The sequence below is a fragment of the Paenibacillus sp. FSL E2-0151 genome (assembly GCF_037993015.1).
GTDB lineage: Bacteria > Bacillota > Bacilli > Paenibacillales > Paenibacillaceae > Paenibacillus > Paenibacillus amylolyticus.
The window spans coordinates 3,746,089-3,759,802 of the sequence record NZ_CP150308.1 but is presented as its reverse complement, the minus strand read 5'-3'; the positions used below and the strand labels follow the sequence as shown (position 1 = coordinate 3,759,802).

11 protein-coding genes are annotated in these 13,714 nt (G+C 40.6%); 2 read left to right on the top strand and 9 right to left on the bottom strand.

Features of this window, described 5'->3' with window-relative positions; genetic code table 11:
* Positions 1-61: 61 nt before the first annotated feature.
* From MHI55_RS16980 to MHI55_RS16965, 4 genes are all read right to left on the bottom strand, one after another.
* Positions 62-637 carry a TetR/AcrR family transcriptional regulator gene (locus MHI55_RS16980; protein WP_340386390.1) on the bottom strand — a complete coding sequence of 192 codons (576 nt, stop codon included), beginning with the start codon at positions 635-637 and terminating at the stop codon, positions 62-64.
* Positions 638-733: 96 nt separating this feature from the next.
* Positions 734-1,297, bottom strand: a complete 564-nt coding sequence (locus tag MHI55_RS16975) for a GNAT family N-acetyltransferase (protein ID WP_101313857.1) — start codon at positions 1,295-1,297, stop codon at positions 734-736.
* 266 nt (positions 1,298-1,563) lie between these two features.
* Positions 1,564-1,809 carry a hypothetical protein gene (locus MHI55_RS16970; protein ID WP_081746010.1) on the bottom strand — a complete coding sequence of 82 codons (246 nt, stop codon included), beginning with the start codon at positions 1,807-1,809 and terminating at the stop codon, positions 1,564-1,566.
* Between the two features lie 532 nt (positions 1,810-2,341).
* Positions 2,342-2,653 (bottom strand): hypothetical protein, encoded by a 312-nt coding sequence (locus MHI55_RS16965; RefSeq protein ID WP_340386388.1) that lies wholly within the window; start codon positions 2,651-2,653, stop codon positions 2,342-2,344.
* Between the two features lie 143 nt (positions 2,654-2,796).
* Between MHI55_RS16965 and MHI55_RS16960 the strand changes: the two genes are divergently transcribed.
* Positions 2,797-3,882 (top strand): DUF5808 domain-containing protein, encoded by a 1,086-nt coding sequence (locus MHI55_RS16960; RefSeq protein WP_340386386.1) that lies wholly within the window; start codon positions 2,797-2,799, stop codon positions 3,880-3,882.
* A 265-nt stretch (positions 3,883-4,147) separates the two neighbouring features.
* Here the strand turns inward: MHI55_RS16960 and MHI55_RS16955 are convergent, their stop codons facing one another.
* Both MHI55_RS16955 and MHI55_RS16950 read right to left on the bottom strand, forming a co-directional pair.
* Positions 4,148-5,311: an MFS transporter gene (locus MHI55_RS16955; RefSeq protein ID WP_340390612.1), complete on the bottom strand. Its 1,164-nt coding sequence runs from the start codon at positions 5,309-5,311 to the stop codon at positions 4,148-4,150.
* A 456-nt stretch (positions 5,312-5,767) separates the two neighbouring features.
* The gene (locus MHI55_RS16950) at positions 5,768-7,630 is read right to left on the bottom strand and encodes a beta-glucoside-specific PTS transporter subunit IIABC (RefSeq protein ID WP_340386384.1); all 1,863 of its coding nucleotides are present in this window, start codon (positions 7,628-7,630) and stop codon (positions 5,768-5,770) included.
* Between the two features lie 415 nt (positions 7,631-8,045).
* On the opposite strand from MHI55_RS16950, the gene MHI55_RS16945 reads away from it, so the two are divergent.
* Complete coding sequence (locus MHI55_RS16945) at positions 8,046-8,798, top strand: MurR/RpiR family transcriptional regulator (protein ID WP_076250570.1); 753 nt, start codon at positions 8,046-8,048, stop codon at positions 8,796-8,798.
* Between the two features lie 92 nt (positions 8,799-8,890).
* Here MHI55_RS16945 and MHI55_RS16940 read toward each other — a convergent pair whose 3' ends face one another.
* The 3 genes from MHI55_RS16940 to MHI55_RS16930 form a co-directional block, all read right to left on the bottom strand.
* Positions 8,891-10,063 carry an MFS transporter gene (locus tag MHI55_RS16940; protein WP_340386382.1) on the bottom strand — a complete coding sequence of 391 codons (1,173 nt, stop codon included), beginning with the start codon at positions 10,061-10,063 and terminating at the stop codon, positions 8,891-8,893.
* 134 nt (positions 10,064-10,197) lie between these two features.
* On the bottom strand, positions 10,198-11,622 hold the full coding sequence (ascB, locus tag MHI55_RS16935; protein ID WP_340386380.1) for a 6-phospho-beta-glucosidase: 1,425 nt from the start codon (positions 11,620-11,622) through the stop codon (positions 10,198-10,200).
* A gap of 424 nt (positions 11,623-12,046) precedes the next feature.
* The gene (locus MHI55_RS16930) at positions 12,047-13,552 is read right to left on the bottom strand and encodes an FAD-dependent monooxygenase (RefSeq protein WP_180361761.1); all 1,506 of its coding nucleotides are present in this window, start codon (positions 13,550-13,552) and stop codon (positions 12,047-12,049) included.
* Positions 13,553-13,714: the final 162 nt, after the last annotated feature.

Here is a 13,714-nt window from a genome sequence, read left to right as displayed (position 1 = left end):
GTGTATTAATCCGCCTTCAATTATTTTTGACTTCGTAGTCAAGAATTCCACAAAAAAAAGATCAAGACATGATCATGCCAAATGAAGTACGCAGAACCGTCTCGATCTGTTCACGGGATGAACCTGATTTCTCCATAACTCTCACACCAAGAATGGTGTTATTTAGATAAGATGCAAGCTCTATACTCGTATATCGGTTGGAAATTAACTGTTGTTTCTGGCCACTACTTATGATCTTCTCTAATACCAGTTGAATCTCTTCTGCCATGAGCTCAGTTTCGCGTGTGACCTGCTCGTCATCTGTTCCGAATTCGAGTGATGCATTCACAATTAGACACCCTTGGCAGCTAGTTTCATCGTCTAAAAGGGAATATCGTAAGGTATCCAGTTTATCAACGGGAGACGAATCCAGGGCTTCAATCTCTTTCAGTTTCGCTATAACCTGTTCACGGTAAAGTGCCAGCGCCTTCAGGAACAACGATCGCTTGTCTTTAAAAACACAGTACAAACTTTGCTTTTTGACTCCTGTAGTACGCGTAAGGTCCTCATAAGAAGTTGCTTTGAAGCCTTGATTCCAGAACACTTCCATAGACTGGTGTAATACACGATCGACATCAAATTCTCTTGGTCTGCTCATGGGATTAATGTATCAGTTATTGACCATGCAGTCAAGAACTGATCATTTTACATCCTAATCTCTACGGTAATTTCCTGCAGGTCCATTGAATGCGGTCTAACTCTTCCGGTAAGCAACCTTGTGAAAAGCATTGATATAACGAAACAGTGCTTCACCATCATCAGGCACATGCGTACTTGTATCCAGTGGCAGCATCATTGCCTGATACGGCTCTGGCACCATTCTATATTGATGGACATAGGAGGTTAGGATGAACCCGTTACGTTGCCAGAACTGAATGCGTTCCTGATGAGCCTCCGTTGTCCCGAACTCCGCCTCGATAATCATACCTTTAATCCGGTGTTCCCTTAACGCCCAGGCTCTGAGCTGCTCCAGCATCCAGGTCCCTATGCCCCACCCACGCAGCTTCTGTTCAACCGCGAGGTAATCGATGATCAGGATGCGGTCCGCAACCTTCCCCTCCAGTCCAGTAACAGCCATCGCAACCACTTCTCCATGATGCACGCCCGTGTGTAAATAACCAATCTTCCGGTCCAGCATACTGCGCAGAATCGCTTTTGTCTTAGCGCCGCTTTGAAAAGCCTCATGATAGATTCGCTCCATCCGCGCCCACAATGCTTCATCCCACTCCTCTATAGTCGTAAACTCTAATTCCAGCATCTCATTCGCCTCCAGCTTTAATTCAGATTTATCGTGATTCAAGATATGTAAGAGATATTCCTTCCGGTTTAATGGATTATGATCGTATCTTGTGCATGAAGGCACTTCACCATCGAAGGGCTGATAGCCATAAAATTCGGACGGGTTCGACCTCTTTATTCTTCGATCGTACTTCCTTTGACGAATTCTGCGATTTTGAAGACTGTAGCATTACTTTAATCTTAAAAGTTTATGTTTTATAGTTTCTACGTTAGCGCAATAAAGCATTAACTTTTAATATCTTCTTTAGCCTTTTGTCTATATCGAATTATGGAAAGAGGTAAATTAACTACTCCAAGAATAAAAGAAGAGCTAATAGATATCCATTGAGATATTGAAGGATAATTCGGTTTTCCGTCTCCTACAGGTCCTATTTTGGGTTGGTGGCTATCCCACAAAACATATAAGAGACCAATAGCAGGTAACAATATGCAAATTACACTTGCAACTATATGTAACACATATTTGTTCAATCCTACCCCTCCATTTATTGTATTCATGTCTTGAACTCTGTTTATATTATAACGTTATCTAAAACGGGAAATTACACTAACCTACTCCTTAGTTTAACAAAAAAATTTCTCCTTTAAGATATTTCCTAAAATAGTTTTCAATAACTAATGGAAAATTTGCCGCTAAGGATTGTTGTTCATTTGGATTTAGAGAATGGAATGCGAAAGTCCTAATGATTGACCAAATAAAAAATGCTTCTAAATAACTAGACATAATTCTCTTCCAGTTGATTTACTTTGCTATACGATGAAATAAAATAAATAAAAGCCATAGCCACAATTCGAAAAATCTATAGGTTGAGGAGTATCGTCATAAAATACATAGTTACTCTCATGAAGGTCAGAATGAATAATTCCCCAGTTACTTGGCAAACGTTTATGATTTTGTATCACATTTGCTATTTTATGTGCTGACTCTTCCACATGAACAAACACTTCACTTGAGATAAGCTCTAAATTTACTAACCGTTTTAATTGATTAAGTGAGCCGCCATTAAGAGAGCCAAATTTTCAGTTTCATTACTTGTTGGCTCTCTTTGAAGTACGCTTCCATGAATCCAATAGTCACCATGATTGTATTTTCTCTAAGATCAGTTAAGATTTCTGTTACCAGATCACCTTGAAGATTTCTAACAGGTACAGGTACGACGAGATTTGTATCTTTAACCAGAGCTTCAAGCCAAATAAGCTCTGATGCGATATTCCCTTTTGATTGAATGGAAATCGTTGAGATATGGATTTTGATAAGAAACTTTTGATTAACATTGTTGGCCTGAACAAATGTTAATTCCACCCATATATCCACTAAAATCGATTATAATTAACTTATATTCAAGTCGATTACCTACCCTAAGTTAAAACGCAAAAAGACATAGTGATGCATCGCATATGCTCTAAAGGTTATAGAGTTTTCAAATACACACTTATGTATAAGAGGAGGCGAAAGATATGACGATAATGCCTGTTATAGTAATGATCTTTGTATTTGTACCTTCCATTATACTCATGATAAGCATGCCTTATTTAACAAGAGAGACGATTAGTTTTGGGGTCACCGTCAGCGCTGTACAATTTCACAGCGAACCTCTGCGCCAGATGCGGAAGTTATATGTTAGGATTAGTGCTACCTTGCATACCATCCTATTCATTGTTTGTATCATCTGCCTAATATACGGTGATGAACATTCCAAGCAACAAAGTTGGATCATTGTCACTTATTCACTCGCCATGGTCGTAATCTCCCTAGTCATAAACATTAGCTATCATTTCAAAATGAAAAGTTTACTACCTATGCTGCCTATTGCTCTGGAACCATCGATCATAGCAGTGGACACTGGTTTTCGGAAAAGAAACATTAACTTGTCTAGTAACTGGTTCCTCATCCATGTTTTCATTATTGTTGTTGGTATTGTAACTGTGCTACTCAACTACGACCTAATTCCTGATCAGATTCCGATCCATTACAACAGCAGTTGGAACGTAGACGGCTATGCAGCTAAATCTTATAGTTCTGTGTTTATGCCTACGATAATGCAAGTGTTCTTAATGCTTGTGTTCATATTTGAGAATTGGAGTATTCGCAGAGTGAAGCAGCAGGTTCAACCCACTGATCCGAACCGCTCCATCAGACAAGACGTAATTTTCCGCCGTACTTGGTCAGGTTTTATGATTACAGCAAGCTTCTTAATAGTTATCCTGTTGTCCGTCGTGCAACTAAATATGATATCTCTGCTTAACATCAATTTCGCTATTCCTATTGTCCTAATCATAATAGCCTTTATCATCCTATACGCCTTAGCATTATCGTTTTGGGCTGGTCAGGGTGGAAGCCGCTTGGAGCAATCGGCAGATCGCTCCAATTTCAGACCTGTCCATGATGATGATAAATGGCTATTAGGTATGATTTATTTCAATCGGAAGGATCCAAACCTAATCGTTGAGAAAAGATTCGGAGTCGGCTGGGGATTAAATTTCGGTCACCCAGTATGCTGGCTAATTTTTCTCGGAATTATCGTACTGTTAGTTGTGGTGTAACAAGGCTTGGAGGTTAGTACTCGTCTCAACCGGTATATAAATGTATGCGGAAACCGTCGATAAGCTTGACTTCATTCGCTGTGAACTTAATCCCATCACATCAAGCTTTGGTGCAGTTGGACCTACTATTATTGGGTTAATGAGTTATGAATTATATAACAAAGAAAGCAGCTGATCACTTGGGTCAGCTGCTTTCTTATTGTTATAGAAGGTTTTATACATCGTTAAGAGGCATGTAACAAACGAAGATGATACAAGTGTTTATTTATTGCAAAGATTTTTTCGTTTGTTTTCTTTTAGGTAGAGAGTTATCAAGCAACGTTGTTACGATGCCAATCACAAGGGCAAGCGCGCCGATCCATGGGATGTAGTTCAACAAACTGTGGTTGACAGCAATACCCCCGATACCAGCTCCGGCAGCCATTCCAACTTGTCCAATCGCGCTATGCAAACTAAGTACAATGCCTGAAGCAGCGGGAGCGAGACTTATAAGCTGAAATTGGATCGGCGTACCTGAGGACCAGGCTGCTATTGCCCAGAAAATAAGTAATATATATAGAAGAAATATGGATTGGCCTATAAACGGGAACAACAGTAATGCAGTGGCATGGAGTATCATTCCACCAGCTAGTGTACGGAATGTACCCCATTTATCTGTACTGAGTCCTCCTATTTTGGAACCAATAGCACTAGCGATACCAAATATAAACAGGGCTAACGTTACACCTTGATCACTCATGCTAAATATATCAAGGAGATACGGTGAAATGTACGTAAATAAAATGGAATATGAGCCTAACCACACGAACGTAATCAGTAACGCTGCTGCGATACGCGGTTGCATGATGAATTTAAACTGATCACGCAAAGGAACAACTTCTTCAGCAACTACTTTGGGGATGATCAGCAGCGCTAGGAATAAGAGAATAAGTCCTATTACTCCAAGACCAATAAATATGATGTTCCAATCATAATGGGAAGCTACAACCCTGCCTATGGGTACACCGATAACTAATGCCGTACTATTTCCCATAATAACAGTAGCAATTGAGCTGCCTTGCTTTCCTGGAGCAGCCAAAACCGCAGCAAGAGTAAGGAGCGTAACCTGAATAACACCGGCACTAAGTGCTGAAATAATTCTAGCTACGATAAGCATCTCATATCCTGTTATCGTTGCAATTAAAATGTTAATAACAGAGAATACAGTTAATGCATAAACTAAGAGTTTTTTTCGATCTAATTTAGATGTGAAAGCAATTAAAAAAGGAGTACCTACGCCAAATGCTATAGAGAACACTGTAATTAGCTGTCCAGCAGAAGAAACTGAAATGTTGCTAGATTCAGCAATTTTGTCTAGGATCCCGGCAATAACATATTCTGATGCTCCATTAAGAAAACTAATTACAGCTAATAAATATATTTTCCACATATTTTTCAACAATTTCACCTTCTTATTTCTGTATTTCTAGAAAAATAGATTAATTAACTATTCACTAAAATAAATATTTTACATTCACTCATTTGGGACAAAACCATTTTCTATATAAGACCCTTCTATTGAATTAGTAGCTAAAGACCTTCCCACATTAAAACATCCGCTAATCGAATGGTTAGACTCATTTGTGTGTTCCACCTTTCAGTGTTAACTCCGTAAGAGATTTCTCCATATTCAGAGTAATCCTACTTATCCGTCTGTAATACATTTTATTTTGCAAAACTTATGTTACTTTTATTATTCAAATAAATATATACATTTTGGCATTTTAGTTTGAATTAACATGAGATCACATTTGTTACTCAAAAGTAACGCAGTGTTTTATTTTATTTAAAAACGGCAGCGTTCCAGAAATAACTTGGAATCACTGCCGCTATTAATAACACCAAATTAGGCTTTGACTGTGTACATCAATTCTTTTTCATTAATTGTGGTACGCCCAGCCGATTGGACATCGGTATATTGAACCATGTTCGTAATAATGACCGGGGTAATCATATTGTAACCCGCTTTTTCGATCTCTTCACGGTCAAATTCCATCAATAGATCACCTACGGATACTTTTGCTCCTGCCTGAATCTTGGGCGAGAAAAATTGGCCTTTCAGCTTTACAGTATCAATCCCGATGTGAATCAGCATCTCTGCGCCAAGATCACTTACGAGACCAATAGCGTGACCACTCTTAGAAACAGAGAATACTGTGCCGTTAACTGGGGAAACTGCACGTCCTTCTGAAGGTTGAATGGCAAATCCTTTACCCATCATTTCTTCTGAAAAAGCAGGATCTGGAACTAGGCTAAGTGGCTTAACTTCCCCACTCATAGGGCTGAATATTTGTTCATCCTGTAATTTAGTGTCTTCAGCTACTACAGGTATAGTTGCAGACGTTGCTGATGGTGCAGGTACCTCTTCCTGGAAGCCCAGAAAATAAGTAATTACGCTAGCTACAACGAATGCAATTAAAGCAGCAATCAGTGCAAAGAGCAGGTTGCTAATGTCTGGACCGACATATGAGGCAGCTCCCGGAAGACCTACAGTGCTAATGAAATAGGCTTTAACAGAAAAGGTTCCCAGAAACGCCCCAGCGACTGCGCCCCCAATGAGCGCTGCAATAAATGGTTTTTTGAATTTCATGTTAATTCCGTACATGGCAGGCTCCGTAATTCCCATAAGAGCGGTCAGTCCTGTAGAATATGAAAGTGATTTGGTTTGGGTGTTTTTAGACTTGAAGCCCACACCAAATGCAGCACCACCCTGGGCCATATTAGCTGCGAACATTAACGGAACGATAAAATCGTAACCAAGTGTTGCAATCGAACCAACTGCAAGCGGCAACAGTGCATAATGCATGCCTGTAATAATCAGCACAGACATTGTGCCACCAATCAAGATACTTGCCAAAATGGATGCGTTATCAAATAACCATCTGATACCCCCAGATAAACCGTTTCCAATAATGCCACCCAGTGGCCCGATCGCGATCAAGGTTAGTGGTACCATGATGAGTAACGTAACAGTTGGTACAACAATCAGTTTCAGTGAAGAATGAGTGATGCGGTCAATGGCTCTCTCCACGTAAGCAGCGATCCAGATTGCAATGACGATGGGAATAACCGATGATGCATAGGATGTGGCAATAACCGTAATGCCTGCAAACGAAGTATTACCCTCTTGAAGCAACGCTGTAATGGTTGGATGCATGAGACCAGCCGCTAGTGCAGCACCTACATAAACATTGCTTCCCATTTTCTTCGCAGCACTAATGGCCAGAATAATGGGCAGGAAGTAGAATGCGCCATCGCCAACCGCAGACAAAATGATATAGGTTGAACTTGTATTCGTCATCCAACCAAGAGCCACCAGAATGGACACGATCCCTTTGATCATACCTGCGCCAGCAATTGCTGGCAGGATTGGCGTGAACATGCCCGAGATGAAATCAAATAATGCGCTGATCGGATTTCTTTGTTTCTTTCCACCTTTTGGAGCACTCTCTCCGTTAGGCTTCATGCTCATATTGTTCACTAGTGCTTTGTACACTTCGGAAACTTCATTGCCAATAATCACCTGAAACTGTCCACCGTTTTCCGTTACACCCATAACGCCAGGTGTGTTTTTTAACGTTGTTCTGTCTGCTAGATTGTTATCGTTTAGATTGAATCTGAGTCGAGTCATACAGTGGGTAACTTGATCGATATTCTCTTCCCCACCAACCAGTTTGAGAATATCTTTGGACAATTGTTGTTTATCCATGATGTAAGGCTCCTTCGACGTATATTAAGGTAGTAAAGCTAAAATTTTGAGGATGGCAAAACAAACTCATTATGTTTTCATATGACAGCTATTGTGACATTCTTAAGCAGACTAAGGAAGCTCAACAAGCTTGAAACTGGAACTAGTTAAGGGTAGGTTGGTTTATTCGTTGCCACCTTCGTTCTCTGACCATGGACGCGTTAGCCAGTTATAATGGAAGTGCGAAACATATGTTATAACGTCATGTTACTCAGAACAGAGAAGAAAATATATATTGTTTAAGTGTTTAGTTTCCTTTGACACGAAATGATTTTTGTAACAAAAATGTAACGTGTTGTTTTTTGAATACAGGTAATGTATACTGCCTAAGCAGGTTACCTATTATTTTTATTATGGTCTAAGGGAGTGCATATCCATGTTCACCAGTGAACAAATCTCATCCTATAATGAATTGGAATTATCTTTATATAACTATATTTCTCAGAACATGGAAAAAGTGGCGTACATGCGGATTAGAGAGCTGGCCGATGAAACTCATGTATCTACAGCCACCATTATGCGATTTTGCAGAAAGAATCAATGTGAGGGATTTTCGGAATTTAAAGTAAAACTTAAGATGCTCATTTCCCAAAAGGGTAAACTAACGAAGCAGGAGTTAAAAAGTCCACATCATGCTGTGTATGAGTTTTTTGAACGTTCTCAATCTCCTGAATTGGAGGAAAAAATTCAAACGGCAGCAAAATTAATTGCTAAAGCCAGTAGCGTCATTTTTATTGGTATCGGGAGCTCCGGAATAATGGGTGAGTATGGAGCCCGATTTTTCTCAAATCTAGGGATATGCTCCGTGTACATAAAAGATCCTCATTATCCTGTTCATATCAAAATGCAAAAAGACAGCGTTACGATTGCATTATCTACGCGAGGTGAAAACCCATATGTTCTACCTTATCTCCAACGGATCAAGCAGGAGCAAAATAAAATTGTGGCGATAACAAACAATCGCCAATCCACCATGGCTAAAATATCAGATGTGAATATCCCTTATTATGTAAAAGAAGAGTATTATGAATCCACTAACATCACCACTCAGGTTCCAGTTGCGTTCCTTTTAGAATGGCTGGGACGAGAGGTTTTCAAAGAAATGGTAAATACAGAATTAGAGCTATGAGAGAGAACCCGATCTTTTTATAAACACGCACCAGAAAGAGAGCCCTCTAGGCTCTCTTTTCAGTCTTAATGACTCTCTATGGGATGACTACGTTAGACGCTTTCCATTACTTTTTTTCCTCGTGTTGCTGCAATTTGCGTCATAATCATTAGAATGATGATCACAATCATTCCAATCATAGCAGGTGTGAAACTATTGGAAGCATCATGAATCCAACCTAGCAATATTGGACCCATCGCTCCAATAACATACCCAGCAGATTGCTGCATCGCAGACCAGGAAGTTGCATCGTTCACATTGGTTGTAGAATCAATTGGTAACATCAGGTTTAAAGTGAACAAGCCCCCTGCTCCAACTCCAAAGAGTACAACGGAAACCATCGGTATGAAATTCATCATCAATAAAATCAAACCAACAATCATGAACAGAGATTCACCAACCATCCATACTCTTCTTGAGGGAAAGTTCTTCAATAATACAGGAAGTATAAAGCTAATCGGGATTTGGATTACAACAAATATGGTCAGACAAAGCGTTGCATAGGATTTGCTATACCCCATTTCCTGAATCATTAACGGGAGCCACGCTGTAAAAGAATAAAACAACATAGCCATTAATCCAAATGAAAGCGTAAGCGTCCATGCGCTTCTATTTCCCCAAGGAAGTTTAATTTGCGGACGTTCTTTTATTTCACTCACATGAACAGATTCAGACCGCGGCTTCACCATGATCCACCAAACGATCGCTGCCACAAAGGCAATTAATGCCCACCCTCCTACCGCTGTCTGCCAAGAATTGAAGTATGCCTCTAAGGGAATGGATACCATTGAACTAACTGCAGCCCCTACAGTGATCGCAATACTATAGAGTGCAATCATGGATGGCACATGATCGGGAAAATACTTTTTAATAAAACCTGAAGTTAACGGGCCAATCGAAGCGATCCCGATACCTACGATCAATGCAGATAAAAGTAAAACGAACGTAGACTGTGTAAATAGCCGAGTGCCTATTCCGATTCCCACCACAATCAGGGAATATCCAATGATTCGTTCTATTCCCCATCTCCCACTTGCTTTGACGGCAAAAGGTGAAAATACGCCCATACATAGTACAGGTATAGAAGTTAGCAAACTGGCTAGTGCAGCGCTCATCCCCAGATCTTCCCGAATCGTATCTAGCAGCGGAGATATAGAATTAATAGCTGGGCGCAAATTCAATGTAGCAACAAATAATGCAATTATTAAAAACATTTTTTTTCTCATATTCTGCTCCCTAATCGTTCAAATATCAATATTAAATTAAGAAAGAGCCGCTGACTGGCGGCCCTTTCTTAATTTATTCTGTAGGCCTGTACGCTAATCTGTAATAAACGTATTTCCAACATCAGCAGCTGTCGCTATTCACGAAACAAGCTGATCCCGTTGCTCTGAATGACATCCTTATACCAGTGGAAGGACTTCTTACGATAGCGTTCCAATGTTCCTGAACCATCATCATGACGATCCACATAGATGAATCCGTACCGTTTTTTCATTTCTGCAGTTGTTGCACTAACCAAGTCAATACAACCCCATGTTGCATAGCCCATTAATTCAACACCATCTTGGATGGCTTCAGCGACTTGAAGCAAGTGCTCCTTCAAATAATTGATGCGATAATCATCAATAACTGTTTTGTGGCCATGCTCGTCCGTGATCAGTTCATCTACGGCTCCTAATCCATTTTCAACGATGAATAATGGTTTCTGATAACGGTCATACATCGCATTCATGATGTACCTCAGGCCTTGGGGGTCGATCTGCCAACCCCATTCACTCGCGCCCAAGAGCGGATTAGGAACACCACCAATCAGGTTTCCTTCTCCTTTAATTTGCTTGGCTGGATCAGCCGTTTCGCAACTACTTTGGTAGTAGCTAAAGGAAATAAAGTCAACGGTGTTTTTCAATATTTCTTCGTCGCCAGGTTCAAAATGAATGGTAATTCCGTTATCTTTCAAATAACGTTTCATGTAGCCTGGGTAGTAACCACGCACATGGACATCCGTGAAACCTGTATTCTTATGATCAGCTTCCATCACTTTGATCATATCATTAGGGTCAGGAGTCAATGGGTAAATCGGCATAGCAATGACCATACAACCAATTTTGAAATCAGGGTTAATTTCATGCCCTATTTTAACCGCCAGAGCACTTGCAACAAACTCGTGGTGAACCGCTTGGTACAGATCCTGTTTGCTAAGTTGATCCGCATGCGTGTTAATCCCGCCGCCCACAAACGGGTGTTCCAGAATAGAATTAATCTCGTTAAATGTAAGCCAATACTTCACTTTGTCTTTATATCTGTCGAAAATGGCTTGCACATACCGTTCATAGAAACCGATCATTTTTCGATTCGCCCAGCCATCATATTCCCTAACGAGATGTAGAGGAGTCTCATAATGAGAGATCGTAACTAGAGGTTCAATTCCGTATTTCCGGCACTCGTCAAAAAGGTTGTCGTAAAATTGGAGGCCTTTTTCGTTTGGCTCAAGTTCATCCCCTTTGGGGAAGATTCTGGACCAGGCGATAGACGTGCGGAAAACTTTGAAACCCATTTCGGCAAGGAGTTTAATGTCCTCCTTGTATCGATGATAGAAGTCAATTGCGATTAACTTCATATTCTCCTCTGTTGGTTCTGTTGTTGGAGGTGTCTGAATGCCGTGCGGCATGATATCCGAAATGGATAGTCCTTTCCCGTCCTCTAGATATGCACCCTCAATTTGGTTCGCAGAGACGGAACCGCCCCACAAAAAACCATTAGGAAATTGAAATGTTTGACTCATTTGGTAAGCCCACCTTTCTTTTAAACCTTCAGCTGATCTGGATAAAAAACGAATCCCGCTTTATCGGTTTTTTTATCATGTATTTGTTTGCACAACTTATGCTACATAGATTAATTCATAAAATATATGTTATTTCGTATTTAGTTCAAGGTATCACAGATTCACATTTGTAACATAAAAGTAACGCAGTGTTTCAAAGGATTGCTGCATGCTAGCTCGAGGGTAACTTTACTTTTAATAAGCGGAATGGCTCCGGTCAAACAGGGTGCAGCCTCCTCACTTGCGAGCAGCGTCACCTCGTTATTCAATTGTACGTCCTCATTCAAACACGAAAGAAACCCAAGGTCTATGAATCACCTGGGTTTCTCGACTATTAGTTGTGGTGGTTGTAATCACCCCTACATACAGCTTTTAAGTTGTTTTATTAGCTCATCGCAGGCTGAAGAGTTTCCAGCAGTTTCTTAATCTCTTCATCATAGTCCAGTTGGAATAATGGAATTACCTCATCTAATTTTTGCTGGTACAATTCCGGATCCTGGACACGAAGCGCTGCTCTTAATTCCATTTCTTCTTCTGAACCATTGTCGTTCAAAATCATGTCCAGGACATCCGCTTTGAAATATTCACTTGGAGGAAGGATCAAAGCATTCATCAGGAATTGCATAAAAAAGAGATGGTTATCTTTTTCCTGATCCGCTTTTTTCATCGCTTTCTTCGTAAATAAGTTGATATATTTCTGAGCAAAATCTACTCCTTTCAGTTCATAAGGCCCACCATGTTCTACCCCTCTCCAACGCAGGTCAGCCACGGAACTAAGCCACCAAGCCGGATCGATGGCCTGCTGCATACGCAGCAATACGTTCCGTTCAAACTGCGGATCGGGATGCAAGCGCTGTGCTTCCAAACATTTCCCTATAGTCTCAGCTTCGATCGCAGCAACGGTGATGCCTTGTCCATGAATTGGATCAAAGCTGCAAAATGCATCACCAAGGACGAGTAAACCAGATGGCCAATCTTCCATGAGTTCAAAATGCTGACGAATAGACTCGGATATACGATATCCGCGCGGCCCTTGCACAGGCTCCAACCGTTCCATCAACTCCACAATTTTATCTGAAGCAAATAGATGCTTGAGTTGTTCTTGAAACTCCTCTGGCTGAGTTGAAGGATACTCCTCCCCTCCAGCATTGAAAAGAATGAGTCCAGCGATATCATCCTCAATGCGCGTAAATATGCCTGCACGAATACCTTGCTCAGGATCTGAATCAGACATCACGAATTCATTTGGAATAGAGGATTTTATTTTGTAATAACGAGTGCTGTAACCAAGAGATACCTTCAGCACCTCCGGCTCCGGCACATTCAACCCTAATTTATCAAGCCATCTGATCAATTTGGAGGAACGACCAGAGGCATCAATAACCATATTCGCTGGAAGTTGGTCTTCTCGCTTCTCTCCTTTTCTTTCTTTTGTGTAAATTCCTGTAATGGAGTGCTGATCTTCAGAGACCATTAGCCCGGTAACTTCCAAGCTGGTTAAGATGCTTACATGAGAAATGTCCTGGAGTCGTTTGCGCAGCACCCATTCCAGCAAAGCTCTGCTGCACGATGCAATTTTGAATGAAGAAGGATCCTCCTTGTTAACTAATGTACCGTATCGATTAGTAACTATAAGCTTCTCATCGTGTGAAGAGATCGCTCCCAATGCTATCAATTCGTCATTGTAACCTGGGAAATAATGTTCCATAATCAGCGCGCCGCGTGGTTGTACACGGTGTGGATGAAAAGATTGAGGTACACCCTGCCGGTTATTTGGCTCCGAAGGGAATTCATCCCTCTCAATCACACATACTTCCTCATAATAATCGGCTAACATTCTTGCAGTAATTAATCCAGCAATCCCTGCTCCGATCACCACAGCTTTTTTCATGTCAGACACCGAAGATTCATCCTTTCTAGAAATTAGATTTTAATCTACACTTGTAGATCAATCAAAATATTACTTATAATACCAATATATAATCAAAATTTCTTTTATAGTAAGAATCAATATAGCGATGGCATATAGTTAAACTACGATATGGAAGTGGTG

Excerpts from the sequence above, each read along its gene's own strand:
- MHI55_RS16940 (WP_340386382.1), bottom strand. The coding sequence starts at position 10,063 with ATGAGAAAAAAAATGTTTTTAATAATTGCATTATTTGTTGCTACATTG.
- ascB (WP_340386380.1), bottom strand. The coding sequence starts at position 11,622 with ATGAGTCAAACATTTCAATTTCCTAATGGTTTTTTGTGGGGCGGTTCC.
- MHI55_RS16945 (WP_076250570.1), top strand. The coding sequence starts at position 8,046 with ATGTTCACCAGTGAACAAATCTCATCCTATAATGAATTGGAATTATCT.
- MHI55_RS16960 (WP_340386386.1), top strand. The coding sequence starts at position 2,797 with ATGACGATAATGCCTGTTATAGTAATGATCTTTGTATTTGTACCTTCC.
- MHI55_RS16950 (WP_340386384.1), bottom strand. The coding sequence starts at position 7,630 with ATGGATAAACAACAATTGTCCAAAGATATTCTCAAACTGGTTGGTGGG.
- MHI55_RS16930 (WP_180361761.1), bottom strand. The coding sequence starts at position 13,552 with ATGAAAAAAGCTGTGGTGATCGGAGCAGGGATTGCTGGATTAATTACT.
- MHI55_RS16955 (WP_340390612.1), bottom strand. The coding sequence starts at position 5,311 with ATGTGGAAAATATATTTATTAGCTGTAATTAGTTTTCTTAATGGAGCA.
- MHI55_RS16975 (WP_101313857.1), bottom strand. The coding sequence starts at position 1,297 with ATGCTGGAATTAGAGTTTACGACTATAGAGGAGTGGGATGAAGCATTG.
- MHI55_RS16980 (WP_340386390.1), bottom strand. The coding sequence starts at position 637 with ATGAGCAGACCAAGAGAATTTGATGTCGATCGTGTATTACACCAGTCT.